We start from the raw sequence: 26,820 nt of genomic DNA on the forward strand, positions 1-26,820 counted from the left end.
AATCGACAAACTGGTAGCGCTCCAAGATGGCGCTAATAGCCATGGCCAGTACCATGCCTATGAGGCCACCAATGATGCCGATGTAGACGCCCTGCTTGATAAACAGCGTCAACACTTGGCGATTGGTGGCGCCAAGGGCTTTAAGAATTGAAATATCACGCTGCCTCTGACTTACGGCCACGAAGATTGTCGTCAAGATGTTGAACCCGGCGACGCCAGCGATCAAACCGGTAATGAGGAGAATCACCACCCGCTCCATCTGCATAGCCTCAAACAGCGGACGGTTAAACGACTGCCACTCCTTAATGGACAGTGTGTACTTGGCACTCATCTGCTCAGCGATCTTTGGGCTGTCCCACGGCTTTTCGAGGCCGATCTCAAGTCCGGTCACCTTCTTGCCCATGTTAAAGAACCGTTGTGCGGTCGGCAGGCTCATCAACACTAGCTTATTGTCGTAGTGCTTAAGTCCAGAATCGTACACCCCGACGACCTTAAACGGCTTCATCGCGGCCAAACTCTCCTTAGTCGGCTCAACTAGCTCGATGGTGTCACCGACCTTGGCCGAGAGTAGCGACAGCAATCCAGACCCAATGATGACGCTGGGCAGCTCAGGTGGAGCCTTGCCAGTGGCTGCGTCAGAGATCTCCTGCTGCAGGATGTCTATCGCCCCTTTAGGTCTTGTAATCGGTGCCAAACTCTGGACGCTCTCGCGCATCTTAGGATCGGTGCCACGGACAAGGACACCGTGAAGAATAGAATCTTTGCGTGCCATCGTCTCGTAATGCACAAACAGCGAGACCCCAGTCACCACATTCTTAAAGTCTTTGTTGATATCCTCGATCCAATGATCACCGTTGGATATCCCGTGAGGAAAGCGGTAGGCCATGATGTGTGCATTGGCCTCAAGAAAACGCCGCCTTAGTTCACTCTCGAAGCCGTTAATGACCGACCAAACCACAATCATGGCTGCCACGCCGATGGCCACTCCGGCTATGGTCAGCACTGAGATCCAGGAGAAGAAACGGTTATCACGTCCCGCCTGCATGTAACGTTTGGCAATGAAAGTGGTAACAGACATGCTTTTACTCGAAAAAATATGTGTCAGTGCCTCCCTACCATAGCACTGCAGGCTTTTTTGCAGAAGCATAATCCCGAGGTCTCCTTTAGACTTGGCAGAGCTACCTCGGTCGGGTAGTTGGAATTGTGGTCGTCCATCCGTTTTGAACAAAGACAGAGCCTGATGGCAACAGCACTTGATGATGTGTATCGCGGTATGGGACCCCGAGATCTCATAGGCAAGCCCTATGCACGATATTGGAATCCCACCATGGCTCCCGAAAGAGCGGAAGTCACTGCAGCATTGGCTGCGGGATTTCAGGCGCCGGAGCGTGCTTTAGAGTTTAGTGATGCTGCTAAGTTGCAAGCCGCCCCGGATGAGCAACGTTATTTTGAGACCGGTTATGCCCGGCTTAGGTCAGGTAGTTACTACGTGGCCGTGGAGACGCCCATGCCTGGGGTCACTGGCAAGATGCTGCTCTGGTGGTTTGGTTGGCATGGCGAAGAGACGCAGCGCTATAAACTTTGGCATCCCAAGGACCACTTGTCAGTTAGGACTCGTGTTAACAGAGCTGCTCATCTCTACAATGGAGCATGGACGCGACACTTAGGGATTGTGTCCCATGTTAAAGAGTACGTTGGATCAGAGTTGCAAAGTCTAGCCATTGCTTTTGCGCCTCCGGAGGCGTTTGGCCTCTCTGAGACTTCGAGGGAAGCCGCCGGTATTGAGGCCGCTATCTGCGCGCGGATTGGTTACTCCCGCGGGCCACTGGCGTTTGGCAATCTGGTGCATCTCGTGCAAAGAACAGAGTCGGGTGCGATGGTGATGCGTAGCCGCTTTTGGTTAGGCGATGTGACGCTCGGACCTGTCGCCGCTGGGAGGGGGATTCGACTTCTAATCGGCAGCATGATTGCCAGGAGGTTTAAAATCACCGAGTCTCAGGTGCGGGCTTTGCTCACGCATTGTGCTGCGGAGATGCAACACCTGGCCAGCTTCCTCCCCAACCTTTACCAGGAACTAGGGCCTCGATGAGCGAAGCTTTGCCACACGTTTTAGTATTTTTTGATGGTGACTGCGTGACCTGTCACCGTGCGGTCATGTTTCTCATGAGGCGCCGGGCGCGGCAGCGATTTCGCTTTGTGTCTTTACACCTACTGGCCGGGACGTCTTGGGAGCAGGCCATCAAGCAGCAGCTGGACTTGGATCTTACCTCGAGCATCGTCGTAGCTAAAGATGGCCAATTGATGGCCAGGTCGGCAGCGGTATTTTGCTTGATTGGTGAACTTGGTTGGCCGTGGCGCCTATTGCTAGTTGGGCGGATCGTGCCTCGGTTTTTGCGTGACGGAATTTATGATGCCTTTGCCAAAGTCCGTTACCGCGTCTTCGGCAAAGCGCCGTTAGCTACTTTTTGCGAGCCACTGCCGCCGGAGCTACGGCAGCTGGTGTTGACCGAGGTGCCAAGGGCAATAAGTTTGCAGTAACTGACTTGGAGTGAATCTTCGTGAACATACTTGTATTCGGTGCTGGGGCAGTTGGTATCACCTTTGGCACCGCCCTGGTTGTGGCCGGCGATGCCGTAACGATGTTAGCGCGCGGTGCAATCGCTGATGAGCTTCGGTCTCAAGGTATGGGCTTCGGCGGTGTCGTCGGTAGTCACCATATTGATCCCCACAAATTTAAGGTAGCTGACGGACTAGCCGCTGCCTTGACTGAATCGTACGACATGATCCTCTGCTGTACCAAAGTAGCCAACTTGACGTCTTGGCAAGACGATATTCTGACTCTGGCCCGCGCTAATCCGAAGGCTATGCTAGTGTTTATGCAAAACGGCTGGGGGATAAATGCGCATTTTGCTCATGAAATAGCCCCTGAGCGTATGGCTAATGCCGGTGTCCAGCTGGGAATCACACGCGCTAGCTTGACTCGTGTCCACATTAACTCAGCTGGAGACCCAAGCGACATCGGGCGGATCGGTTTTACCAGTAACCATGTCGTGCTTGATCAGCTGATTAGTCATATCAACGTGGGCGGCATATCCTGCCAATTTGCACCTGATATCGGTTCCGCGCTTTGGAAGAAGATGCTTTACAATTGTACGACCAACGCACCATCCGCGTTGCTCAATGTTGCTAATGGCGGCCTAGGTGGGACGGACGGCCGCGCTTTAATGGGGCTCATAGTAGGCGAGATTTATGGCGTCATTCACGCACTAGGTTATCACCCACCGGTCGCTTCACCGGGTGCTTTTGCTGATCTCATGATTAACGAGATGATCCCGTTAACCGCCGATCACATCTCTTCGATGTTACAGGATCGGCGACAGGGGAGACCTACTGAGATTGAGTTTCTAAACGGGGCCGTTGTCAAAGTTGCGGAGTCTTTCGGATTGCCCTGTTTCGCCAACAAGACGATTTATCACCTCGTAAGAATGATGCAGGGCAATGTGTAGAACGATCTCGTTAGTGAGTAGCGGCAGCATTTTTATAAACAAACTGAATCGACTTCTGGACCTGCGCTTGCAGCGTATTTTTGGCAATACTTGAGTAACCGTGATCATCGACAGTGATGTGTCCAATCATAATGACATAGCCTGATCCTCCAACGTCCAGTCCAGCCATCATGATTTGGTAATCCTTCATGGTTTCACGGCTTTGGTCGATAGTGGATAGGTAGAGAAAACGGTCGCTGCCAAGATCGTAATGATCAGCAACAAAACTATAGGAAGTCCTGACATTGACTACGACCACACGTTGTACCGAGGTTTCGTCGATCTTCCACCCCCTGATCCACTTAGGCGACGTATCCGGTGTCACTGGTGTGATGTTGACGGAGACTGGATTTGCTCCCTGAAAACGTATCAGATTGGACTCGTTGTCGATGTCACCTTGTTTAATCAACACTTGATCAAATTCGTGTCTAGCACTAATAGGCGTCTTGATAGCGATGCCGAATAGGTAGCTAACCGTGCCATTGCGGCCCACGATGGGAGCCAGTGCCACCGGAGTGGGATTACCATTGCCTGTGTAGGGTTTAGAGAGAAGATCTGCGAATGTAGCTTTAGCGCTACCGTCACTGCTACATATAGCATCCCATTGACTTTGATGGGTTGCAGATTGAGCCTTGGCAATGGCCACTGCACTGCTACACCAATCACTCGCCGCCGCGCTGATGGTTGCCAAAGAAAGATTCACTCCTGCGGGTGAGTCTGCATGGACTGCAAGAGCGCTTCCATCGGCGCCCGTCGTTGCTGTCTCCTTGTCGCTCCTCGACTTCCAGATTCCCGATGTGTTGCCACATCCAGTTAGCGTCACTAGTACCGCGCTAGCACAAACAACGCGCCATGTAGTCGCCATAACGTCACCCCCTCTCAATGTGTACCAATAAATGTGTCTGCTTAGGGATAGGTATCGGCGGTAGAAACATTAGATTGAGAGTGCTAGCGCCATGGCGATTTCCCTAACTTGGCAAAATCTCAGCTCTCCTGTCTGCCATGGGTGCTGAAATCTTTGGAAAATATCCCATTAATGTTTGGGTCTTAAGGTCTAGCCTCAAGTTTTGCTCCTCCCTGCCGATCCCCTTTATATAAGAACCGGACCTCCCGGCAAATGATTCCAGGCCCTTAACCGAGGCGCCTATGGCGAGAGTGGAAACTAAACAAGTGCGCATTATCTCAGTACTGGTGTCAGCACTGGTGATGGTTGTACTGGTCGTATTTAGTTCGGCTGTCGCGCGAGCGGAAGCCACCATTTATCCCCTCAGCTACTCGGGGCGATTGACACTTCCTGGTGGTGAGCCCATGCAAGGGCCTGTCGACATGCAGGTGAAGTTTTGGGATGCCGTGAGCGGTGGTAATCCGCTGGCGAGCGCGTTTCCATTTAATGCCGTCACTTTGAATCAAGGCGTATTTCAGATTCAAATACCGACAGGAAGTGACGACATCGCCGCTATCTTTGGTGACGGCACAAAGACCGTGTTTATCGAGGTGACTGCTAAAGGTGTCACTTATCCACGGCAAGAATTTAGCTATGTGCCACTAGCGCTGCGTGTACCAGTCGACATGAAGACGGTGGCCTTTGATAGCGACGGCAAACTCAAGGTGGTCATTCCGTCCCGTCCTTCTCTAGACAAAGTACTCAGCGTTGACAACGCCGGTAAGTTTGCCTGGGAATCGTTGGCTGTGAACTCCCTGCAAAATAAACCGGTGTCCCAGCAGGTACCGTCGTCTGGTCAGGTGCTGACTTACGACGGGAGTCAGTGGGTGCCGCAGACGGTAAATCACGGTGGGTCAGTCACGAGTACATCCATCACTGCAGGAGCGGGGTTGACTGGCGGGACCATCACTACCAGCGGCACGATTGGCCTAGCTCCCACTGGTGTTACTGCCGGGACATATGCGCGTGCTCTGGTGGTCGTTGATAGTACAGGGCGCATCACGAGTGCCAGTAGCGGTGCACCGATTGATCTTGCGAGTGATGTGGCAGGAGTCTTGCCGGTGGCCAAGGGGGGTACGGGCGCGGATCTCAGCAGCACCGGTGGAGCGCGGCAGTATCTAAAACAGGTGAGCGCAGGTGGTGTAGTCTCAGTCGGGACCATAGCCGCGGAGGATGTGACCCAGGCGCTTGGATATACGCCGCTCAATAAGGCAGGCGATACGCTGACTGGTGCTTTGACTCTGGGGTCGTATTCCACTGACCCAACAGGACTACAAGCTTCCGACAAAGGAAAAACCTGGTTCAATGCAACTACGAACCAGATTAAATATTGGGACGGGTCAGCTGCAGTAGCACTTGGTGTTGCTGGCTCTGGACTCACCAGTCTCAACGGCCAGTCCGGGAATACCCAAACATTCGCTACGCCAGTTGTGACTGGGAATGCTCCCGATTGGTCCTCATCCGGTAATACACATACGCTGAGTATCCCGCTGGCATCAGCTGCTAATGTGACAGCTGGTTTAATATCGAACGCAGATTACACGAATTTTAAAAACAAGGTTGCCGAAGTCGCGCAGGGCACAGGCATCGCCGTATCAACAGCCAGTGGCACGGCTACCGTTGGCTTAACTAACACAGCCGTCGTCGCAGGTAGCTACTCTAGGGCGAATATCACTGTCGATGCTCAGGGGCGTTTGACGGGAGCGATGAATGCTGCGGCGATCATCGATGCTGATATAGCGACGAATGCGTCGATTGCACAGGGCAAAATCTCAGGTCTCAGCACTTCACTAGCGGGTAAAGAAAACACCGTCTCTGCGGGCACCAGCACGCAGTACTACCGTGGCGATAAGTCGTGGCAGGAACTTAATACGTCCTCAGTCACTGAGAGTGGCACAAGCCTCTACTACAATGATGCTCGCACACGTAGCGCCCTGAGTGCCACGGGGCCTATCACCTACGGGGTGATGAGTGGGGCGATTGGTATCACGCAGGCTGGCAGCGCGGCTGACGGTTATCTTTCGTCCACGGACTGGAATGCGTTTAACGCGAAGCAAAATGCACTCGGTTATACACCACTCAATAAAGCTGGTGATACGCTGACCGGTACTTTAACCCTAGGCACTTACCCCACCGACCCAACCGGTTTAGTATCAGGTGACAAAGGTAAAACTTGGTTTAATTCAAACACGAACCAGATTAAATACTGGGATGGATCTAGTGCATTAGCACTTGGTGTGGCAGGATCCGGGCTGAGTAGTCTAAACGGTCAGTCCGGCAATACCCAAACATTTGCGACGCCAGGTGTGACTGGGAATGCTCCCGATTGGTCCTCAGCTGGCAATACCCATACGCTTAATATCCCGCTGGCATCAGCAGCCAATGTAACTGCGGGTTTACTGTCAAATGCAGACTATACGAGTTTTAAAAACAAGGTGAGTGACGTGGCGCCGGGCACTGGCATCGCAGTGTCCTCAGCCAGTGGCACTGCTACCGTAAGCTTAAATAACACAGCCGTCGTCGCTGGGAGCTACACTAGGGCCAATATCACCGTCGATGCCCAGGGGCGTTTGACGGGAGCGGTGAGTGCTGCGGCGATCGTGGATAGCGATATTGCGGCAAACGCTGCGATTGCTCAAAATAAAATCTCAGGCCTGAGCACTTCACTAGCGGGTAAAGAAAACACCGTCTCTGCTGGCACCAGCACGCAGTACTACCGCGGTGACAAGTCGTGGCAGGAACTTAATACGTCCTCAGTCACTGAGAGTGGCACGAGCCTCTACTACAACGATGCACGCGCACGGAGTGCCCTGAGTGGCACAGCTCCCGTTACCTACAGTGTGATGAGTGGAGCCATTGGTATCACCCAGGCTGGCAGTGCTGCTAACGGTTATCTTTCGTCCACAGACTGGAACGCGTTTAATGCTAAGCAAAATGCGCTTGGTTACACTCCGCTCAATAAGGCGGGCGATACTCTGAGCGGGGCGCTCGATGCTGGTGGATCCGACATATCGAACACCGGTAACATCCAATTGGCGGCCGCGAAAACTCTAGGCTTCGGTGTATATGCTACCGATCCCACGGGACTAGGCGCCGGAGATAAAGGCAAGACTTGGTACAACTCAACCACGAGTCAGGTTAAGTACTGGGACGGCTCTGCAGCGATAGCGTTGGGCGCCACTGGCGGTGAAAACTGGGCTGCACCAGGAGCCATCGGGGCGACGACACCAAACTCAGGTGCATTCACAAACGTTACAAGTAATGCGCAGTCCGGTTACGAGGCCAAACCGTACGGTGCCAACGCTGGCAACACAGGTGAGGTGCGCTTCACCGAGCTAACATCCGGTGGCACCAATTACGTCGGCTTCAAAGCGCCTGACGCCATTGGTGCCAATAAAGTTTGGGTGCTTCCAGCAGTAGATGGTAACGCAGGACAGGTCCTAAAGACCGATGGTGCCGGTAACTTGGGCTGGGTATCACCGACGTCTGGTACGGTCACAAGTGTGGGTATCACAGCGCCCGCAGCGGGCGTGACGGTCAGTGGCGGTCCGATTACGGGATCTGGAAACATGACCCTAGCGCTGGCTAACGACCTCGCAGCGGTCGAGAACATAGCGACCACCGGTGGCGTTGAGCGCACGGCTACTGATACTTGGTCGACCTATACGCTCACCGCCGCTGGTAAGGCACTACTTGACGATGCCGATGCGACAGCGCAGAGAATAACTTTGGGTCTGGGTGTGCTAGCGACTGCGGCAGCTGTGTCTGGAGGTGTAGCGGGCACGATCACGGACGGTACTATTACCGATGCTGATCTTTCAGCTTCAGCGAGTATTGGCGATGCAAAACTGGCAACGATCACGACTGCCGGTAAAGTGTCGGGGGCAGCGATTACCTCAGGGACAATTGGGGGATCAACTGGGATCAATACGTCTGGGAACTTGCTGACCAGTGGGAGTGTGGGGATTGGGACCACAGCGCCTAATTCTAGACTAGAAGTGCAGGGAAAAGTCACGATCTTTAATTCAAGTGGATCTACTGGTGCAGATGCCCTCACTTTGGGTGTGACTGGGTCCAGTAAATATCTTTTTGCTCAGTACGATACAACAGCGGATGCCGGCCGCATTGGGGCTTACGACTCCGCTGGATCTGGTGCGATAAAGAACTTATATCTCGCTGCGAGCAACGTTGGGATTGGGACCACCGCCCCAAGTTCGACTCTTACAGTTAATGGAACCATCGAATCGACTACGGGAGGGATAAAGTTTCCCGACGGTAGTGTCCAAAGCACCTCTGCGACCGGCGGTTCACAAAATATTGCATCAACTGAATTTACTTCCACATTCACCACAACATCGTCAAGCTGGGTCGATGTCACCGGCTTCAGTGTGACGATCACGCCTTCGCGTACAGACAGTAAGATACTTTTGTTTGCCAACGTCGTGGCTGGGTTGAATGGCGCCGGATCAGCGGCGTTTCGTCTATTGAGGGGATCCACTGCTATCGCCGTACCTCCGACAGTTTCCGGATACAACGCAGTTTCCGGCGCAAATTTAAACAGTGGCACGGACTCAAATAATAATAAGAGCACAACAGTGGTCTTTGTGGATACTCCTGGAACAACCAGCACTGTCACGTACAAGATTCAAGTTGCATCGTTTCAGAGCGTGAGTTTAGTTGTGAACGCGCTAGGAGCAGACGCCTCAGGTGCTGGGTGGTCCCAACGCACTCGGTCGTCTCTTACGGCCGCCGAAATTTCATCGTCAACGATCGCTAGCAGTGGTAGCGGAACCCCAAACTACGTGCCCCTTTGGAACAGTACCACGGGTCTTGGAAACAGTCCTCTTTCCGTGAGTGCAGGCAATGTCGGTATTGGTACCACGGCGCCTGGCAGCACACTGCAAGTCAACGGCACGGTCACTGTGGATGGCGGTGGCGCTAACATCGGCTCAATCGCTAATTCTCTCAAATTCGGCGGCTCTGGTTCAGGCGAGGGCGTTGGCTCCAAGCGTAGCGCTGGCGGCAACCAGTACGGCCTCGATTTTTACACCAGCAGTATTTCACGCATGTCGATAAATCCAGTGGGAAACGTCGGGATTGGGACGACTGACCCAGGGGCTAACCTTGACGTAAACGGTTCCATCAAAAGTCCAATGTGGAAAGCCACCCAGTTGATGAACTCAACTCCTGGTGCCTTGCCCCTGACAAGTGCATCGTTCACTACCGGTGGTGGCACACTTATGATTTTTGCCTCGGGTGCCGGTTATGCCGTAACGCTCCAACAAATCGGAATGTCCGTAGCAATCGATAACGTGGTGAAGGGCTACGCTAAATCCTTTACAAACGAGACAAGTAGCCACAAGGCTTTTGCAGCAAATGCGATATTAGTCACTGGAATTTCCGCAGGGTCACACACCATAACTCTAAGCGCTTGGAATAATACCGTGACTAACTTTGATGATTTCTTTAGTGTCACAGTCCTTGAGTTGCCTTTTTAATCGCAACCCGTCGTCATCTTTCAGAAATCCGATGATGTCATATTATTTAGGATCGACACAGGCGAACCAATCTGCAACACAAGCGGCGTTAACTTTAATTCCAATTCTCAGGCGCGGTTTATTTTCCGCGGCAACATCAAAGCGGACTGCATCACGAACGATACTTCCTGGGGCTTCGGAATCAACGGCTGGTCTGGCACCTGCGGCACCGGGGTGGTCACCTATGCCGCCGGAGGCGGTCGCACCTACTTCCAACAGACGGCGGTGTGGATCAAATAGTCCATATACACCCCAGCATTGCAGCTGGAACACGGATTATCGGGCGTTGCAGCAACTCTAGTCTCTGTGGTTTAGCTGTTCTTATCCACAATTAAGACTGAAGTTACCCGGGCCATTATCCGCGCGAAAGCTATCGTGCTGGCCTTTGCGCTTGGGCTGCGGATATTTTGATTTACCGGTAAAAAACCGGTTAAATGCTGTCCCTAGATTTTTAATGGCTTGCTGCGGCGCCACCTTGGTGACGTCTAACATCCACGGGAATTGCTCCCGCTTAACCGCATTGAGCCTTTTGCGGAGTCCGGCTTCGCTCAGTTTTTCACCGGCCTCATAACTTTGCTTCCACTCATGCAACGCCCAGTAATGTCTAGTTTGGTGCGAACCTAACAGCACCAGCACTGCGGGCGCAGTAGATGCGTTGCTGGACGTTGAGATTCAGAGCTGTCTTATGAGCAATAATCAAGGACCTGGATCCGCTGCGGCTGTGAACGCTTTATGAGCACGACGTTTAGCACCGCGACGCCCGTATAATCGCGCACAAAAACTTGTTAGAATATCGATCATATCCCTCGATAAATCGGGAACTAAATCGTCGTCGATTTCTTGTTCATCGACCACTATAAGCTTTCGTCCCGCAGATGCCAGTGACATCTCAATATACTCAAAGCCGAAGCTGACAAGTCGCTCGCGATGCTCAACGATAATAAACTTGATGGATGGATCAGCTAGCAATTTGAGCAGTCGGGGCCGCCTACCATTTAAACCTGAGGCTACTTCCGTGATGACAGCGCTAACCGGCAATTGCCTGCCGACGGCATAACTAGTCAAGCGACCGACTTGACGCTCAATATCAGTCTTCCGATCATGAGAACTTACTCGTGCATAGATGGCGACGGCCCCTGAGCTTGCTGCGTTATTTTGCTCAACGATAATCGTACCAGTTGGGAGCTGAGTAGCAGGAACGGGGAGCCTACCTTGCTGCCACATGCGCCCTACAGAAAAAATCTGGTATCAAGCGGTCAGGCACCTTTAGGAACCCACCGAAACCACTGACAGGCCGATTCGTGGCGCATCCCTGATCCTCGCTTAACCCTATTTTATGACCAAAAAAATATATCAATTAGACTAATTTAAGGCCATAAAATATAATTTAAATGGCTGTATTTGGGACAAAAAATATTTGTCCAATAGTTCTAATTACTTAAGAGATCGTCAATGAGACGTCATCGCTTACAGGATTTAATCGAGTGGAAGAACCGGGCCACCCGCAAACCCTTGCTGGTGCGCGGCGCGAGGCAGGTGGGCAAAAGTTACCTGGTCCGGGCTTTTGGGTTAGAGCACTTCCGCAACGTCGTCGAGATCAATTTTGAAATGCGCCCCGATCTGGCGTCGTTATTCGCCGGAAGCCTTGAGCCACAGCGGCTGGTGCGCGACATTAAAATTGCGACACAGCAGGAGATTCACCCAGGTGAGACGCTCCTCTTTTTCGACGAGATCCAACTCGTGCCGCAGTCGCTGACGGCGCTACGTTATTTCTACGAGAAGATGCCCGAGCTACACGTGATTGCAGCCGGGTCGCTTATGGAATTTGCGATAGAGGAAGTTGGCATTCCGGTCGGACGAGTCGAATCCTTGTATTTGTATCCGATGAATTTCGCCGAGTTTTTGGAGGCCCGCGGTCAGAAAGAATTATGCAGTCTGCTAGATGATCATGGCGGCAACGATCCAATCAGCGAATTTGCCCATAAACAGTTTTTGACGTTCTTATCAGAATACTTTGCCATAGGAGGTATGCCAGAAGCCACGCGAGTCTGGTCAGAGACCCAAGACCTTGTGAGTGTTGCACGCGTGCATAGCACGTTAGTTGAAAATTACAGACAAGACTTCCCGAAATATGCCCGTCGTGCACAAGTCAAATATGTCGAAACCGTGTTCCAATCCATCCCCCGTCTACTTGGACGAAAGTTTGTCTATTCTCATATCGATCCCAGCATTAAAGCTCGCGATCTCAAGGCCGCTTTGCAACTTTTATCAAAGGCAGGAGTTGTACACTTAGTGCACCATACCAGCGCTAACGGTATCCCTTTAGGTGCAGAGACAAAAACCGACGTTTATAAGGTGATCTTTCTCGACGTAGCACTAGCGCAGTCACTTCTAGGTTTACAACAAGGTGCGTGGATCTTGGATTCAGCGACCCAGTTTGCAAATCGTGGAGCGATCGTCGAGAGTTTTGTCGGCCAGGAGATCCTGGCAGCAGGCCCGGCACAGATTCGAGGCGAGCTTTTCTACTGGGTTAGAGAGAAGTCCACAAGTTTGGCCGAGGTTGACTATATCTGTACCAAACGCGACCAAATTCTACCGATTGAAGTTAAAAGTGGTAGCAGACGTCGAGGCAAGAGCGTGCAAATACTCTTAAGTGAAAAACCTAACATCAAAGAGTATCGTCAGGTCTCAATCGATAACTTTCATAGCTTGAGGCACGGCATTAACATCCCTCTATATGCTGTACAACGCTTGATCCAGGGACCCTAGTCATACAAGCTTATTTTGCCCGATCGATGCTTCCAGTCCTAACCTCCCAAAATCTCAGCTCTACTGTGCAGCGAAAGCGCTAGAATTATCTGAAATTATTTCAGTAAATTTGGCTGCTTAAGGATCAGCCTAAAGTTTTGCTCCGCCCTGCCGATCCACTTTACATAAGAACGGGACCTCCCGGTAAATGATTCCAGGCCCTTAACCGAGGCGCCGATGGCGACAGTGGAAACTAAACAAATGCGCATTGTCTCATTGCTGGTGTCAGCACTGGTGATGGTTGTACTTGTCGTGTTTAGTTCGGCTGTCGCGCGAGCGGAAGCTACCATTTATCCCCTCAGCTACTCGGGGCGATTGACACTTCCTGGTGGTGAGCCCATGCAAGGGTCTGTCGATATGCAGGTGAAGTTTTGGGATGCCGTGAACGGTGGTAATCTGCTAGCGAGTGCGTTTCCATTTAATGCCGTCTCTTTGAATCAAGGCGTATTTCAGATTCAAATACCGACAGGAAGTGACGACATCGCCGCTATCTTTGGTGACGGCACAAAGACCGTCTTTATCGAGGTGACAGCTAAAGATTTTGCTTATCCACGGCAAGAATTTATCTATGTGCCACTAGCGCTGCGTGTACCAGTCGATATGAAGACGGTGGCCTTTGATAGCGACGGCAAACTCAAGGTGGTCATTCCGGCGCGTCCTTCTATAGACAAAGTACTCAGCGTTGACAACGCTGGTAAGTTTGCCTGGGAATCGTTGGCTGTGAGCACTCTGCAAAATCAACCCGTGTCCCAGCAGGTACCGTCATCTGGCCAGGTACTGACCTATGACGGGAGTCAGTGGGTGCCGCAGACTATAAATCAGGGTGGCTCTGTGACGAGTACTTCCATCACTGCAGGTGTGGGGTTAACTGGCGGGACCATCACGACTAGCGGCACGATCGGTCTCGCTCCAACCGGCGTGACAGCCGGAACTTACGCCCGTGCTCAAGTGGTGGTCGATAGTACAGGACGCATCACAAGTGCGACCAGCGGTGCATCGATCGATCTTGCGAGTGATGTGGCAGGAGTCTTGCCGGTGGCTAAAGGTGGTACGGGCGCATCATCAATCGTGGCTAATAGCGTGGTACTCGGTAGTGGCACTAATCCGGTGCAATCTGTAGCTCCAGGCACAAGCGGCAACGTTCTAACATCCAATGGCACGACCTGGACCAGTGCGACCGTGCCTCAAGCAAATAGTTCCACAACTGGTTACCTTAGCGCGGGAGACTGGACGAGCTTCAGTCTTAAGCAACCACCCGGCAATTACTTGATAGCACTGACTGGTGATGTGACGACCTCTAGTTTTAACGCGGGATCAGCAACGGCGACTCTGGCTAGCGTGGCGATCCAGGGGACATCAACCAAAGTGACTTACGATGTAAAGGGGCGTGTAACTTCTGGGGCGACGTTAGAGCCAGCGGATATTCCGCCACTAAGCACGGGGAAAATCACCTCTGGAACTTTGCCAGTAGCACTGGGTGGTACCGGAACCGATCTAACCAGTACAGGTGGAGCGCGGCAGTATCTTAAACAGACGAGCGCAGGTGGTGTAGTTTCGGTCGGGACCATAGCCGCGGAGGATATCACCCAGGCGCTTGGATTTACGCCACTCAATAAGTCCGGTGATACGCTGACTGGCGCATTGACGCTTGAAACTTTTACCTCCGATCCCTCAGGTCTTCAGGTAGCAGATAAAGGCAAAACCTGGTTTAACTCAAATACGAATCAGATCAAGTACTGGGATGGCTCAACTGCAATAGCACTTGGTATTGCTGGATCAGGGCTAACTAGCCTCAACGGTCAGTCCGGGAATACCCAAACATTTGCGACGCCAGGTGTGACTGGGAATGCTCCCGATTGGTCCTCAGCTGGCAACACCCATACGCTCAATATCCCGCTGGCATCCTCGGCAAGTGTCACGGCGGGTTTACTATCAAACGCAGACTATACGAGTTTTAAAAACAAGGTGAGTGACGTGGCGCCGGGCACTGGCATCGCAGTGTCCTCAGCCAGTGGCACTGCTACCGTAAGCTTAAATAACACAGCCGTCGTCGCTGGGAGCTACACTAGGGCCAATATCACCGTCGATGCCCAGGGGCGTTTGACGGGAGCGGTGAGTGCTGCGGCGATCGTGGATAGCGATATTGCGGCAAACGCTGCGATTGCTCAAAATAAAATCTCAGGCCTGAGCACTTCACTAGCGGGTAAAGAAAACACCATCTCTGCGGGCACCAGCACGCAGTACTACCGCGGTGACAAGTCGTGGCAGGAACTTAATACGTCCTCAGTCACTGAGAGTGGCACGAGCCTCTACTACAATGACGCACGCGCACGAAGCGCCCTGAGTGCAACGGGACCCATTACCTACGGTGTGCTGAGTGGAGCCATTGGTATCACCCAGGCTGGCAGTGCAGCAAGTGGTTATCTTTCGTCCACGGATTGGAATGCGTTTAACGCGAAGCAAAATGCGCTTGGTTACACGCCACTCAACAAGGCCGGCGATACGCTGACCGGCACTTTGACCCTTGGCTCCTATGCCACTGACCCCACGGGTATGGTATCAGGCGACAAAGGCAAAACCTGGTTCAACTCAAATACGAATCAGATTAAGTACTGGGACGGGTCTAACGCACTGGCACTCGGTGTAGCTGGCTCTGGACTTACTAGTCTCAACGGTCAGTCCGGTAACACCCAAACATTCGCTACCCCCGGCACATCAGGTAACGCCCCCGATTGGTCTTCATCCGGCAACACCCATACGCTTAATATCCCGCTGGCATCCGTGGCAAGCGTCACGGCGGGATTACTATCAAACGCGGACTACGCGAGTTTTAAAAACAAGGTAGCCGAAGTCGTGCAGGGCACCGGCATCGCAGTATCAACAGTCAGTGGCGCGGCCACGGTCAGCCTTGCAAGCGTTGGTAGCGCAGGTAGCTATGCTAAGGTAACGACCGATGCTCTGGGCCGCGTGATTAGCGGTACAACTCTCAGTGCCATCGATCTCCCGCCCCACAGTGCTGATCTGATCGCATCTGGAACGCTTAATGTCCTCAACGGAGGCACTGGTGTCACCTCACTTGCTACCAACAGCGTCATCCTGGGCAAACGGCACCGGCCCGGTGCAGTCCGTAGCTCCTGGCGCCAGCGGTAGTGTCCTCACCTCAAACGGGACCACTTGGCAGAGTGCGGCTCTTCCGGCCACCAACTGGGCGACTCCTGGCACCATAGGGTCGGCCACACCCAATACCGGTGCCTTCACCAGCATCACATCAAGCGCACAAGCCGGTTACGAGGCTAAACCCTTCGGAGCGGCCACAGGAAACACCGGAGAAGTTCGGTTCGACGAACTCGCGGCTAATGGCACTAATTACGTCGGGTTCAAGGCACCCGATGTGATTGGTACTAATAAAGTGTGGGTACTTCCTGCTACCGACGGCACGGCAGGCCAAGTGCTAAAAACCGATGGCATCGGTAATCTAGGCTGGGCCTCCGATGGAGGCGGCACGGTCACGAGTGTAGGCATCACAGCTCCTGGAGCAGGTATCACTGTCAGTGGTAGTCCTATCACCGCCAGCGGCAACATGACGCTTGCCCTTGCTAACGACCTCAGTGCCGTCGAGGCACTCACAACCACAGGTTTAGCAAAACGCACTGCCAACGACACGTGGACCACAGTTGCCGATAACTCTGCCAATTGGGACAGTGCCTACACGGACCGACTCAAGTGGGGTGGTGGCGCAACAGGACTCGTTGCAGCGACTGGTCGTACGAGTCTTGGTCTTGGTAATTTAGCCACACTTTCTGCAGTCGGTAGCTCGGAGATTAGCGATGGCAGTATCAGTGATGCAGATATTTCAGCCTCAGCAGCAATAGTTGATAGCAAGCTAGCGACTATCAGCACAGCAGGTAAAGTATCGGGGGCAGCAATTACCTCGGGAACAATCGGTGGAAGTACCGCGATGACTACCTCTGGTAACATTACGACATCTGGGAGCGTAGGGATTGGGACGACGTCTCCAAACGACAAACTACAGGTTGTTGGCAACATCTCTGGAGACTCGCTGTCTGTCGGCCCCTATTTGACCGCTTACAATGCGGGTATCGAACTTGGTAACAGCAGCGGCACATCGACTGTTCCGTACATTGATTTTCATTACGGCACTGGTTCAGCACAAGATTACAACACCCGCATCATCAATTCCGGTAACAACCGTCTCGACTTTACGAATTGGGTTGGTACTCCGTTGTCCCTGAATGCCGGCAACGTCGGGATCGCAACAACGTCGCCTGGATCCAAACTTCAGGTGAACGGTAATGCTGCAATTGGCTATTCAGCCGCGACCGCAGGTCCAGCTAATGGCCTCGCAGTGAGTGGCAACGTCGGCATTGGGACGACGGCGCCAGCTGCACTGCTCCAAGCAGGATCATTGACTGAAATAACACCTGCAACAAATACTGGCACAATTAAAGTGACTGGAACAACCCAAACTAGCCTTGAATCTGTAGGGGGTATCGAGCTTCCTATTGCTACCAACGGTTATGGTATAAAGATGCAGGCTTTGTCAGATACCGGATCCTCATTTGCGATCGCACGTAGGAATGCATCTGCAACTTGGTCTGAAAGCCTCCGGATAAATGCAAATGGCAATGTTGGGATTGGGACAACGGCGCCGACCCAAGCGCTGGATGTAAATGGCACCATCCGCACCTCTCACGTTAGTATCACGGGCTCACGTTGTAGCTGGTCGGGGTGGGCATGTAGCCCGACTTGCGCAGCCTGATATTACCAAGCTGGTACGATGATGGGGGCGGCAAATAATTGCAACGGGACCGGACCGAACGTTCAGATATACTGCTGCAGTTTCTGATCTTTTATCGCGTCTGCCACCTAGGCCTGCTTCAGCCCTCTGAACAACATTGAACACTAAATGGAAAAACGCTGAAGCATTGACCGGAGTTCCTGCGACCACAGCACCAACTAAAGGCACAGGTACCACTGATTAGCTTCTTTGGTGTCGCGTCGGTGACTCAATGGAAGTGCAGTGGAACTAGGTCCCAACCAGTGGCGGTTCTGTTGATGTGATTTGTTTAGTTGCCCAATCAAGAACCGCACAAGCTAAAGTTAGGGCCTCCTTATACTCATCTTCGGTAACTGGCTCACCCCAACCTGGGTAACGTGTTTCTACCGCATACTCAGTGAGAGCGGCTGCAGATTCGATATCAGGCGAGATAGTGACACCGGCTACGGTAAGTTGTTCGAAAAGCTTACCAATATCGTGAGTGTAGGGAAATTTAAGACCTAGTAATATCATCACAGCTTTGATTGATTTTTCAGCCGCTTGCTGAGCATCAAAGCACAAATCCTCCCAAAAGCCCTCTGCTGGTTTCGACTGACACGCACGTGCATAGCTGCCGCGAGCTCGACTTAACCATTGTTTAGCGGCGATAATTGAGCGTTGATTAGGCGGCATAAAGCACTTTACCCTCTTGCAACGCGGGACAAATAACTGTCCAAAAATCATCTTTATGACGGATTAAGTCATCCTCAGTCGCAACGACAAAGTCTAAAGGTATTCCATTGCGTCGCACGGATTTGTAGAGCAATTGGGCGGTCTTTCTCCGATGTGTGCCGTCCGGCATCACAACCAAAATGTCTAGATCGCTATCTGGACCAGTCGTGCCACGCGCCGACGAGCCAAACAAAATAATTCGCGTTGGATTAACGAGGGACACGATTTGAGCAACGATAATTTGTACTGATTGTAGGGATGCCATAAATTGATTTACCCCATACTAATCGAAACCGATAACATGACAGACTCTATCAAGGACTGCAAAAATCAGCAACGTCGGTATTGGCACAACCGCTCCAAGTACAAAGCTACATGTACACCAGGAATTCGGTGGTGCCAGCAATGGTGCTTACGGCATTTACTACACCTCAGCTAATACCGGCGATACTGGCTACTATCCCCTGGTCCTTAGGCACGGTCTTTCCACCAACGTCATGTATGTGACAGCTTGGGGATATACTTGGACGTCCAATTCGTATGGCCAAGGCTCGGACGAGCGATTAAAACGAGATATCATCACGACACCTCATGCTCTTAATGATGTGCTTTCCCTGCGTGGCGTGAATTATTACTGGAAGGATCCGGCCAAGGGTGATGCCCTTCAACTAGGTCTTATTGCGCAGGAAGTGGAGAAGGTGATCCCCGAGGTAGTTGCGGAGGATAAAGAGGGCATGAAAGCGGTGTCGTACTCTAACCTCGTCGCTGTACTGATTGAGGCGATCAAGGAAGAGCATGCAGAGAAAGAGTCGCAAGTCACTGCACTCAAGGCCTCACTTAAAAAAGCGCAAGACGACGCGGTCTCAGCTAATGCACGTGCGGTAAGCAACGAGGCTACGATCAAAGAGTTAAAAAACCTAGTCTGTCGCCAATATCCCGAAGCAAATGTTTGTGCGACTCCGTAATCCATATGAGAGATCACAACGTCTTACGTGACGGCACAACCCAGTTAGCCAACAGTACGCCAAAACTGACGCCGACCGTGATGGCAATGGCGCTGAGCCCAATGGTCAGCGCATCGTCGAAGCGGCGGCCTAAAGCGGCATTGAACGCGCGGTAAATATAGGTGCCTGGTACCAGCAAAATGACCCCTGGTATGAGAAAGCACTGCGCCGGAGCTTTAGTAAACCGTGCTGCTAGATGACTTAAGCAACCAGCACTCAGAGCGGCGAGGAACGAGCCAAAGCCTACGTTCCAGTCGTGCGGCATCAGCTTTAGCAGGATAAATGGGCAAGCGCCAATCAGTACGGTTAGCCCAAAATAGCGGCGCGGTGTCCTAAAGGCGATAGCAAATGCCGCCGCACCAAGTATAGCCGCTAAGATCATCGTGCCAGTGTGTTCCACGTTAGTATCCTCGGCTAACTAGGATTTGTAGCACAGCCAAGACAAAGGCAACGCCGAAACCCAGACTGGCAGTGATCACTAGGGCCTCCAGCAGCTTGGCTGCGCCCGAGACTAGATTTTTCTGAGCGACTTCATGCACAGCGTTGACGAGTGTCAGCCCAGGAACGACAACCACAATACCGCCAATAATGAGTAGTGGCGCATCGATATCTGGGATGAGTGCACGGCATGTATAGGCATAAGTCGCCACGACCACTGCGGATATGAAATCCACCAAATAGCGGCGTGTGTCGGACGAAAAAGTATATTTGTTTATATACTGAATCATTACTCCGATAGGAGCGCCTAGGGCAATTTCAATCGGTGATCCACCGTAGCTCATGATCAGAACAGGGCTAGAGATAGCGCCGGCCAGCAGTGTCAAACCCTTGCCGTAAGGTGGAGCGGCGTGGTCTTCAGCTTTTAGCCTAGTGTTAGCATCGGCGATACTAAGCTGCCGCTCGTGTATGGATTCAACCAGCTCGTTCAGCCTAGCAAGCCGATCAAGATCGATCGACCATTTACGAACGCGCGTGAGGTCCTGCAAGGTGCGGCCCTCATGCCTCACGGTGATCCAAACGGCAGTAGGTACGGCCACGGTTTCGACCTCGAAGCCGCACGATTCGCCGAGTAGTTGTGCTAGTAGTTCAACGCGGTTCGACGAACACCCACTTTGTATGAGGAGACTGCTGATGCGTCGCAAGAAGGCGACGAACTCGTCCAACGATGGTTTTTTAGGACCATCAGCATCTAGCGCTATTGGGTTGAGACTAGTCATCCGGCTTGAGCTGCTTTGAGCCACTCGGCCGCAGCCATAGCAAAATACGTGAGAATGCCGTTGGCGCCCGCACGTTTGATGCAGGTCAAAGACTCCATGGCGACCGCTTGCTCGTCGAGCCAACCGTTAGCCGCAGCAGCCTTGATCATCGCGTACTCGCCACTGACCTGGTAAACAAAGGTCGGGACTTTGAATGTCTCCTTGGTCCGGCGTACGATGTCGAGGTAGGGCATTCCCGGTTTGATCATGACCATATCAGCACCTTCGCTGAGATCGAGAGCGATCTCTTGCAGGGCCTCGTCGCTGTTACAGATGTCCATTTGATACGTGTGCTTATGCCCACCACCTAAATTACCCTTGGATCCTACTGCGTCGCGAAATGGACCGTAAAAGCTCGACGCGTATTTAGCGGAGTAGGCGAGGATCCGTGTGTGAATGTACTGGCCTTCATCGAGAGCCTGTCTAATCGCGCCGATACGCCCGTCCATCATATCGCTCGGGGCAACAATATCGGCTCCAGCCTCGGCGTGACAAACAGCCTGCCGCGAGAGGACCTCGACGGTGGCATCGTTGGTCACATAACCACTGTCGTCCAGTAAGCCGTCTTGACCGTGACTCGTGTAAGGGTCGAGCGCTACGTCGGTGATCACGCCTAGCGACGGGAACCGCGTCTTTAACTCACGAACGGCACGAGGCACCAGGCCGTTAGGATTGTAAGCCTCGGCGGCCGTCGTGTTCTTGAGTGTGGTGTCGATCACCGGGAACAATGCAATCGCGGGAATACCCAGGCGCTGACAGTGCTCGGCAGTATGAAAGAGGCTCTCAAAGCCGAGCCTGCTGATCCCTGGCAGAGACGCAACCGCCTCATCACCCTTGGCCCGATCGACAATAAATACAGGATAGATCAGATCGTCCGTGCTAAGGTGCGTCTCCCGCGTGAGGCGGCGGGTAAAATCGTCAAGGCGTAACCGGCGTGGGCGACGGAGTGGATAGCGGCCAAACGGTTGCATGAAGCCCTCCAAGCATCTCAATATATGTGACTGTATACTACCAAATGTGTTTCAATAACAAAGACGTATCCACCACCGTTAGTTTTAGGTGACCAAGCCTATGCGCCTCATCCTCGGCATCGATCCCGGCTCGCGGACGACAGGCTTTGCTCTGCTTCGGTCCAAGAAGCCGCTGCCGCTTGTGCCGCGGGACTTTTCCGTGGTTGAGGCTGGGGTGCTACGTGCTGATGCGGCTCTACCTTATGCGCAGCGGATAGGGCTTTTGCACATTGCCCTGTGTGAACTCCTGATGGAGCATCGCCCCGATGTTTGTGTGATTGAGAAGGCTTTTTTCGACAAAAATGTCAACTCAGCACTCAAGCTCGGCGAACTCCGCGGTGCTTATATTGCAGCCTGTGCGCGCAGCGAGGTTCCTGTGGCTGAGCTCACCCCCGCCGATGTTAAGAAGACGATTGCCGGTAACGGCCGCGCGGATAAAGAGGCGATCGCTCTTGCTCTCCATGCCCTGCTCGGCTTTAACCGCGGCAGTCTGCCTCACGATGCTACCGATGCCCTGGCTATCAGCCTTTGCCATGGGCTCAAGTCGGCCCTGACCAGTCTGGACGGTATGTCAGGTCGGGCGATGACACGACCGCGTCTGCCTACGCTGAGGCGCTAGGCCCTTGGGCGGAGTACCCGTCGAAAGCCCAAGGCCGCCACGAGGACGCCGCCGCCACCCACCGCCAAACATGCAATAATATCAGGTATATAAACCGCCTCAAAGTGGAGAATCTGGCGCGCGACCGGGAGCATGAGCATACCCGTCATGAGCAATCCTGTACCCCCGATGACCCAGCGAAAGGCTGCATTGGGGGCCATAACGGTGGCGACGAGCGACCTAGACCAGGAGCGGTTGGCAGTGATGGTGGTGAGAAAGCCAGCCACTAGGGTCACAAATGTCAAAGCGCGCGCGGCATCGGGACTGTGGTGTTGGCGTGTGTAGAAAAACACAGCTAGACACATGGCTAGGATGGCAAAACCCTGGCCCACAGCTGCGATCAGCGTGCGTCTTGAAAAGAGGCGATCGGTTGGTCGCCGCGGTGGTCGTCGCATCAAATCACCCTCGCTCTCTTCAGCCTCAAAAATAAGTGAGCAGGATGGATCGATGATGAGTTCAAGGAACACAATATGGACCGGTAGCAAAATCAACGGCCACGCGGCAAAAAATACCGGTAGCATTGATAAACCGATAATTGGGATATGAACGGCTATGACGAAAATCATCGCCTTCTTGATATTGTCATAGATGCGTCGTCCGAGGCGGACAGCGGCGACGATAGACGAAAAATCATCGTGAACCAACACCAAGGCAGCAGCCTCTCGCGCCACATCAGTGCCACGACCTCCCATCGCCACACCGATATGGGCCGCCTTTAACGCGGGAGCGTCGTTGACACCGTCGCCAGTCATAGCGACAACCTCTCCATTAGCCTTGAGCGCAGTCACTAAACGCAATTTCTGTTCTGGAACAACGCGCGCAAAAACATCGATGTCAGTTATCCGCTGCGCGAGTTCGGCATCAGACATCTGATCAAGCTGCGTCCCGGTCATGACGTGAGCGCTGCGCAAAATTCCAGCTTCCCTTGCAATACTCTGCGCTGTGGTCGGGTAATCACCAGTGATCATGACAACGCGAATACCAGCACCTTGGCACTCTGCTACAGCCTGCGGTACTTCGGGGCGCAAGGGATCCTCGAAGCCCAGGAGACCAACAAGATCCAGTTTGAGATCATGTTGCTCATCGGTTAACGCGGCTTTATGAGCAGTGCCCTGTGCGACTGCCAAGACGCGTAAACCCGAAGCGGCGAGCCGCTCGACATCGCGCTGTAGTCGCAGCCTAGCTGGCTCTGGCAGATGGCATAAATCAGCGATAGCCTCGGGAGCTCCCTTACTAGCGACTATGGCAATGTCATCGTCACCACTCAGCCAAATATGACTCATAGCTAGCATGGCTGGGGTCAGTTCATACTCGCGCTTGAGAGCCCAGTCTGGGTGCAGATGCTCCGTATCTTTAAGGTGGTGGTCTCCAGCAACAACGAGCGCTCTTTCCATGGGATCGAAGGGATCGCGCTGACTAGCCAAAATTGCGTATTCGAGCAAGTTATGAACGGGCTCCGGTAATTCCCCAATCATAGAGGTGAGGTCGCAATCTAACTCCTGCGTCCAGAGGCGTCGCAACGTCATGTTGTTTAGCGTTAATGTACCGGTCTTATCGACACAGAGTACAGTTGCTGCCCCCAATGTTTCAACGGCGGGCATCCGACGCGTTAAGACGCCGCTGCGCGAGATCCGCCAGGCCCCTAAGGCGAGAAAGACGGTCAAAACCACTGGAAACTCTTCCGGCAAAATCGCCATGGCCATAGCGATACCTGCGAGCAGTCCTTCCTTCCAAGACTGCCAGGTGGCGCCCCTAGTCAGCGCATAGGTCACCACAACCACCGAACATGCACATAAGCCGGCAACGGCGAAAAACCTAACGAGACGACCTGTCTCCTTCTGCAGCGGCGTATCCTCTGGCTCCAACTGTTGTAGCGATTTGCCAATCTTTCCTAATTGCGAGTGCTGGCCCGTAGCCATCACTTCACAAATCCCCTGGCCGGCAGTGATAAGTGTACCCGAGTAAACTGAGGGTAAGTCGTCCCCACCCGGGAGTGTCATCGCAGAATTTATCGGCGACGCGCGTTTGCGCACAGGTACCGATTCTCCGGTTAGTAGTGACTCATCTACAGATAGACTGATGCTGCGACGCAAAATACCGTCTGCAGGGACACGGTCACCTTCTCTGAGGATTACGATATCCCCACGGGCTACTTCGCGACCAGCAATACGGCGCTCATTGCCGCCCCGGATTACTAGTGCACGTGGACTTGCCATGTCGCGCAGCGCTTCGAGGGCGTTCTCAGTGCGTCGCTCCTGAACAATGGTGATCAACATCACGACGATGACGAAGCCGAGCAACATTAATGCGTCAGTGGGCTCACCCATGAGGAGATAGAGAATCCCAGCACTCACCAACATGAGAAACATTGGCTCGCGCGCCACATCCAAACATATACGCAGCACCGTCCGCTGATCCTGCGAGGGTAATTCATTGGCGCCTTCTTGCAGGAGTCGCTGATTGGCCTCGCTTTCGGTGAGGCCAATGAATCCGCTTAGGTCGAGCACCGCTGGGCTTAACTCGGTGCTGCGTGGGTCTTTAGAGTTCACGATGGAGTCCTATGGCGCAAGTTTGCATTCATTAGTTACCGAGCATCGAAAGTATTGTATACGGTTTTTGGTAGCATGAATCAGCGGCTCTGCTAGTGATGAGGATGCTTACACATGGTCTTAACACCCCCAAGACTGACAGGATTCAGAAGTAGTGTCGGCCTAGCCTTGACCCTATCCCTTGGAAGCATTGGCAGTGCTTCGGATGCTGCATCAACGCCGGAAAACTTTCATCAGTATGTCGATCCGTTGATAGGCACAGGGCCGAGTAACGCGCCCAATCCAGTGCCAGGTGGTACCGGCGGTAGTGTATTCCCAGGCGCCACGGTACCTTTTGGTATGGTGCAATTCAGTCCCGACACGCCTAACGGAGAACCGTCCGGCTACGGCTACAAAGATAGCGAGATTACAGGATTCAGTCTGACTCATTTCAGTGGTGCGGGTTGCCGCAATTTTGGTGATCTACCCATGATGCCCACTGTGGGCTCCGGCAATGTGCAGACTAAAATTGGATTCTCCCATGCGACGGAACGAGCTGAAGCCGGCTATTACGGCGTTCTCTTGGATAATGGGGTACATACGGAACTCACTGCCACGACCCGCAGTGTCTCGCACGCTTCACGTATCCCAAACATGAAATCGCCCGTAACCTAGTCCTTGAGCCTTGGAATTCTGCCGCCGGGGTCCGTGACGCCTCCGTGCAAATGACCGGACCCAGCAGTATTTCTGGATTCGTAGCAAGCGGCAACTTCTGCAATACCAACAACAAATACACGCTCTACTTCGTCGCCGAATTCGACCACCTATTTACGCTGCAAGAAACCTCCAAGCGGAGCTATCTCTTAAGCTGTGCCCAGGGTGATAGCGACCAAGTGCATATGCGGGTCGGTATTTCCTTTGTCAGCGTGGCAAATGCCGCTCAGAATCTGAGGACGGAAAATTCTGGCTATGATTTCGACAGTGTACGCACTGCGGCGCAGACAACTTGGGATCAGTACCTTTGGCAAAATTGCTGTCCCAACTGGTGACAAGGCGGCCCTGACCAAATACTACACGGCGCTATATCACTCGCTTTTACATCCAAGCGTCTACAGTGACGTTGACGGTGAGTATCTTGGTTTTGACAATCAGTTCCACACAGCTTCTGGTTACACGCAGTACGCTAATTATTCGGGCTGGGATATTTACCGGACTCAGGTACAGCTACTCGCATGGCTCTGGCCAAAAGAGGCAAGTGACATGGCGCAATCGTTGGTGGTCGCTGCTAATGAGTGCGGTGCCTTGCCAAAGTGGTCTCAGGCCAATGGCGAGACAGGCGTGATGGTTGGCGATCCGGGGGCTCTCATCGTTGCCAACATCCATGCGTTCGGAGGCACCAGTTTTGATACGGCGGCAGCCTTGAAAATCTGCCCTGACTACGTTGCCCCCGGCAGCATTTTAAAGTTCCGCGTCCAAATAAGAATCCCGAGCCGGCAAATTGGGGCTCGGGATTTTTTAGTAAGCTCAATTGCCGACAAACTGGAGACAACCACCGGTACAACGGAAGTAACCGTTGCGATGTCCCCAAGGTGTCCCAATTTGTCCCTCGTAGAACCCGACCTGCGCGCAAGTGATACCATCGCGGTTCAGCGCATAACAGGCGTTGGAGGCATAACCACTTCCGCTGCCGACATACTGTAGACAGCCATTGATGCAGCGAAACTGGCCGGCATCAAAGCCCCAAGGTGATCCGACTTGCCCCTCGAAGTAGCCCACTTGATTACAAGTGATTCCATCTCGGTTGTAGTAACGGCAGTCACCCCAGTAATTGCCACCCCAGTTATCATGATGGTGGGCCAGAGCAGTCATAGACCAAGAAGTAAGCATCAGTACGGCTAAAAAAAGTTTCTTCAACATGACGAACTCCTTTCAAGTTGAGACGCGTGATGAACCAATCACCACGGTTCAGAGTTCGACACTATGCAAAATTTAATCCCAGCTCATAAAGGCAAACCGACATGG

The 26,820-nt window shown here is 53.0% G+C and carries 22 protein-coding genes and 1 pseudogene; 12 read left to right on the plus strand and 11 right to left on the minus strand.

Annotated features, from left to right (window positions below):
• Positions 1 to 1,147 (minus strand): FtsX-like permease family protein (locus FJ146_07700; protein ID MBM4251840.1); only part of this gene is annotated, 1,147 nt, incomplete at its 3' end.
• 93 nt (positions 1,148 to 1,240) lie between these two features.
• Between FJ146_07700 and FJ146_07705 the strand changes: the two genes are divergently transcribed.
• The 3 genes from FJ146_07705 to FJ146_07715 are packed head-to-tail and all read left to right on the plus strand — an operon-like array spanning position 1,241 to position 3,506.
• Positions 1,241 to 2,089, plus strand: coding sequence for a hypothetical protein (locus FJ146_07705; protein MBM4251841.1), 849 nt, complete (start codon positions 1,241 to 1,243; stop codon positions 2,087 to 2,089).
• Positions 2,086 to 2,538 (plus strand): DUF393 domain-containing protein, encoded by a 453-nt coding sequence (locus FJ146_07710; GenBank protein MBM4251842.1) that lies wholly within the window; start codon positions 2,086 to 2,088, stop codon positions 2,536 to 2,538. The genes FJ146_07705 and FJ146_07710 overlap by 4 nt, the downstream gene beginning before the upstream one ends.
• A 14-nt stretch (positions 2,539 to 2,552) precedes the next feature.
• A complete protein-coding gene (locus tag FJ146_07715) occupies positions 2,553 to 3,506 on the plus strand; it encodes a 2-dehydropantoate 2-reductase (protein ID MBM4251843.1) in 954 nt (317 codons plus the stop codon).
• Positions 3,507 to 3,516: 10 nt separating this feature from the next.
• On the opposite strand, the gene FJ146_07720 is transcribed toward FJ146_07715, so the two are convergent.
• Positions 3,517 to 4,410 (minus strand): hypothetical protein, encoded by an 894-nt coding sequence (locus FJ146_07720; protein MBM4251844.1) that lies wholly within the window; start codon positions 4,408 to 4,410, stop codon positions 3,517 to 3,519.
• Between the two features lie 281 nt (positions 4,411 to 4,691).
• Here FJ146_07720 and FJ146_07725 point away from each other — a divergent pair, with 281 nt between their 5' ends.
• Positions 4,692 to 9,986 (plus strand): hypothetical protein, encoded by a 5,295-nt coding sequence (locus FJ146_07725; protein ID MBM4251845.1) that lies wholly within the window; start codon positions 4,692 to 4,694, stop codon positions 9,984 to 9,986.
• Between the two features lie 42 nt (positions 9,987 to 10,028).
• On the opposite strand, the gene FJ146_07730 is transcribed toward FJ146_07725, so the two are convergent.
• The 3 genes and pseudogenes from FJ146_07730 to FJ146_07740 all read right to left on the minus strand — a co-directional run bounded on the left by FJ146_07730 (position 10,029) and on the right by FJ146_07740 (position 11,249).
• On the minus strand, positions 10,029 to 10,298 hold the full coding sequence (locus FJ146_07730; GenBank protein MBM4251846.1) for a hypothetical protein: 270 nt from the start codon (positions 10,296 to 10,298) through the stop codon (positions 10,029 to 10,031).
• A gap of 48 nt (positions 10,299 to 10,346) precedes the next feature.
• Positions 10,347 to 10,725: pseudogene (locus FJ146_07735) on the minus strand (transposase).
• Positions 10,722 to 11,249, minus strand: a complete 528-nt coding sequence (locus tag FJ146_07740; protein ID MBM4251847.1) for an IS607 family transposase — start codon at positions 11,247 to 11,249, stop codon at positions 10,722 to 10,724. The pseudogene FJ146_07735 and the gene FJ146_07740 overlap by 4 nt, the downstream one beginning before the upstream one ends.
• A 228-nt stretch (positions 11,250 to 11,477) precedes the next feature.
• Here FJ146_07740 and FJ146_07745 point away from each other — a divergent pair, with 228 nt between their 5' ends.
• From FJ146_07745 to FJ146_07755, 3 genes are all read left to right on the plus strand, one after another.
• The gene (locus FJ146_07745; GenBank protein ID MBM4251848.1) at positions 11,478 to 12,794 is read left to right on the plus strand and encodes an ATP-binding protein; all 1,317 of its coding nucleotides are present in this window, start codon (positions 11,478 to 11,480) and stop codon (positions 12,792 to 12,794) included.
• A gap of 216 nt (positions 12,795 to 13,010) precedes the next feature.
• Positions 13,011 to 15,983, plus strand: a complete 2,973-nt coding sequence (locus tag FJ146_07750; GenBank protein ID MBM4251849.1) for a hypothetical protein — start codon at positions 13,011 to 13,013, stop codon at positions 15,981 to 15,983.
• Complete coding sequence (locus FJ146_07755) at positions 15,898 to 17,613, plus strand: hypothetical protein (GenBank protein ID MBM4251850.1); 1,716 nt, start codon at positions 15,898 to 15,900, stop codon at positions 17,611 to 17,613. The genes FJ146_07750 and FJ146_07755 overlap by 86 nt, the downstream gene beginning before the upstream one ends.
• Positions 17,614 to 17,880: 267 nt before the next feature.
• Here FJ146_07755 and FJ146_07760 read toward each other — a convergent pair whose 3' ends face one another.
• Together FJ146_07760 and FJ146_07765 are read right to left on the minus strand one after the other, a co-directional pair.
• Positions 17,881 to 18,303 (minus strand): HEPN domain-containing protein, encoded by a 423-nt coding sequence (locus FJ146_07760; GenBank protein MBM4251851.1) that lies wholly within the window; start codon positions 18,301 to 18,303, stop codon positions 17,881 to 17,883.
• Positions 18,293 to 18,607 (minus strand): nucleotidyltransferase domain-containing protein, encoded by a 315-nt coding sequence (locus FJ146_07765; protein MBM4251852.1) that lies wholly within the window; start codon positions 18,605 to 18,607, stop codon positions 18,293 to 18,295. The genes FJ146_07760 and FJ146_07765 overlap by 11 nt, the downstream gene beginning before the upstream one ends.
• Positions 18,608 to 18,839: 232 nt before the next feature.
• Here FJ146_07765 and FJ146_07770 point away from each other — a divergent pair, with 232 nt between their 5' ends.
• Positions 18,840 to 19,307, plus strand: coding sequence for a tail fiber domain-containing protein (locus FJ146_07770; protein ID MBM4251853.1), 468 nt, complete (start codon positions 18,840 to 18,842; stop codon positions 19,305 to 19,307).
• Positions 19,308 to 19,320: 13 nt separating this feature from the next.
• Here the strand turns inward: FJ146_07770 and FJ146_07775 are convergent, their stop codons facing one another.
• Genes FJ146_07775 through hemB form a run of 3 tightly spaced genes read right to left on the minus strand, consistent with a single transcriptional unit; the run spans position 19,321 to position 21,573 of the window.
• Complete coding sequence (locus tag FJ146_07775; protein MBM4251854.1) at positions 19,321 to 19,746, minus strand: threonine/serine exporter; 426 nt, start codon at positions 19,744 to 19,746, stop codon at positions 19,321 to 19,323.
• A gap of 1 nt (position 19,747) precedes the next feature.
• Positions 19,748 to 20,563 (minus strand): threonine/serine exporter family protein, encoded by an 816-nt coding sequence (locus tag FJ146_07780; GenBank protein MBM4251855.1) that lies wholly within the window; start codon positions 20,561 to 20,563, stop codon positions 19,748 to 19,750.
• Entirely contained in the window at positions 20,560 to 21,573 is a 1,014-nt protein-coding gene (gene hemB / locus FJ146_07785) for a porphobilinogen synthase (GenBank protein MBM4251856.1), read from the minus strand. Before hemB ends, FJ146_07780 begins: the two co-directional genes overlap by 4 nt.
• Positions 21,574 to 21,673: 100 nt before the next feature.
• Here hemB and ruvC point away from each other — a divergent pair, with 100 nt between their 5' ends.
• Positions 21,674 to 22,231: a crossover junction endodeoxyribonuclease RuvC gene (gene ruvC, locus FJ146_07790; protein ID MBM4251857.1), complete on the plus strand. Its 558-nt coding sequence runs from the start codon at positions 21,674 to 21,676 to the stop codon at positions 22,229 to 22,231.
• On the opposite strand, the gene FJ146_07795 is transcribed toward ruvC, so the two are convergent.
• The gene (locus FJ146_07795; GenBank protein MBM4251858.1) at positions 22,228 to 24,777 is read right to left on the minus strand and encodes a cation-translocating P-type ATPase; all 2,550 of its coding nucleotides are present in this window, start codon (positions 24,775 to 24,777) and stop codon (positions 22,228 to 22,230) included. The two genes, ruvC and FJ146_07795, sit on opposite strands and share 4 nt — an antisense overlap.
• A gap of 156 nt (positions 24,778 to 24,933) precedes the next feature.
• Between FJ146_07795 and FJ146_07800 the strand changes: the two genes are divergently transcribed.
• Genes FJ146_07800 through FJ146_07810 form a run of 3 tightly spaced genes read left to right on the plus strand, consistent with a single transcriptional unit; the run spans position 24,934 to position 26,499 of the window.
• Complete coding sequence (locus tag FJ146_07800; GenBank protein ID MBM4251859.1) at positions 24,934 to 25,473, plus strand: hypothetical protein; 540 nt, start codon at positions 24,934 to 24,936, stop codon at positions 25,471 to 25,473.
• Between the two features lie 50 nt (positions 25,474 to 25,523).
• Positions 25,524 to 25,847: a glycoside hydrolase family 92 protein gene (locus FJ146_07805; GenBank protein MBM4251860.1), complete on the plus strand. Its 324-nt coding sequence runs from the start codon at positions 25,524 to 25,526 to the stop codon at positions 25,845 to 25,847.
• The gene (locus tag FJ146_07810) at positions 25,768 to 26,499 is read left to right on the plus strand and encodes a glycoside hydrolase family 92 protein (protein MBM4251861.1); all 732 of its coding nucleotides are present in this window, start codon (positions 25,768 to 25,770) and stop codon (positions 26,497 to 26,499) included. The genes FJ146_07805 and FJ146_07810 overlap by 80 nt, the downstream gene beginning before the upstream one ends.
• The last annotated feature ends 321 nt before the right edge of the window (positions 26,500 to 26,820 follow it).

Source organism: Deltaproteobacteria bacterium (assembly GCA_016874735.1).
Lineage (GTDB): Bacteria > Bdellovibrionota_B > Oligoflexia > Oligoflexales > CAIYRB01 > CAIYRB01.

Bases quoted from the DNA above. Each gene is read 5' to 3' on its own strand.
- FJ146_07745 (MBM4251848.1), top strand. From the start codon at position 11,478: ATGAGACGTCATCGCTTACAGGATTTAATCGAGTGGAAGAACCGGGCC.
- FJ146_07720 (MBM4251844.1), bottom strand. From the start codon at position 4,410: ATGGCGACTACATGGCGCGTTGTTTGTGCTAGCGCGGTACTAGTGACG.
- FJ146_07765 (MBM4251852.1), bottom strand. From the start codon at position 18,607: ATGGCATCCCTACAATCAGTACAAATTATCGTTGCTCAAATCGTGTCC.
- hemB (MBM4251856.1), bottom strand. From the start codon at position 21,573: ATGCAACCGTTTGGCCGCTATCCACTCCGTCGCCCACGCCGGTTACGC.
- FJ146_07800 (MBM4251859.1), top strand. From the start codon at position 24,934: ATGGTCTTAACACCCCCAAGACTGACAGGATTCAGAAGTAGTGTCGGC.
- FJ146_07725 (MBM4251845.1), top strand. From the start codon at position 4,692: ATGGCGAGAGTGGAAACTAAACAAGTGCGCATTATCTCAGTACTGGTG.
- FJ146_07705 (MBM4251841.1), top strand. From the start codon at position 1,241: ATGGCAACAGCACTTGATGATGTGTATCGCGGTATGGGACCCCGAGAT.
- FJ146_07810 (MBM4251861.1), top strand. From the start codon at position 25,768: ATGATTTCGACAGTGTACGCACTGCGGCGCAGACAACTTGGGATCAGT.
- FJ146_07740 (MBM4251847.1), bottom strand. From the start codon at position 11,249: ATGTGGCAGCAAGGTAGGCTCCCCGTTCCTGCTACTCAGCTCCCAACT.
- FJ146_07750 (MBM4251849.1), top strand. From the start codon at position 13,011: ATGGCGACAGTGGAAACTAAACAAATGCGCATTGTCTCATTGCTGGTG.
- FJ146_07710 (MBM4251842.1), top strand. From the start codon at position 2,086: ATGAGCGAAGCTTTGCCACACGTTTTAGTATTTTTTGATGGTGACTGC.
- FJ146_07805 (MBM4251860.1), top strand. From the start codon at position 25,524: ATGACCGGACCCAGCAGTATTTCTGGATTCGTAGCAAGCGGCAACTTC.
- FJ146_07780 (MBM4251855.1), bottom strand. From the start codon at position 20,563: ATGACTAGTCTCAACCCAATAGCGCTAGATGCTGATGGTCCTAAAAAA.
- FJ146_07760 (MBM4251851.1), bottom strand. From the start codon at position 18,303: ATGCCGCCTAATCAACGCTCAATTATCGCCGCTAAACAATGGTTAAGT.
- FJ146_07770 (MBM4251853.1), top strand. From the start codon at position 18,840: ATGTATGTGACAGCTTGGGGATATACTTGGACGTCCAATTCGTATGGC.
- ruvC (MBM4251857.1), top strand. From the start codon at position 21,674: ATGCGCCTCATCCTCGGCATCGATCCCGGCTCGCGGACGACAGGCTTT.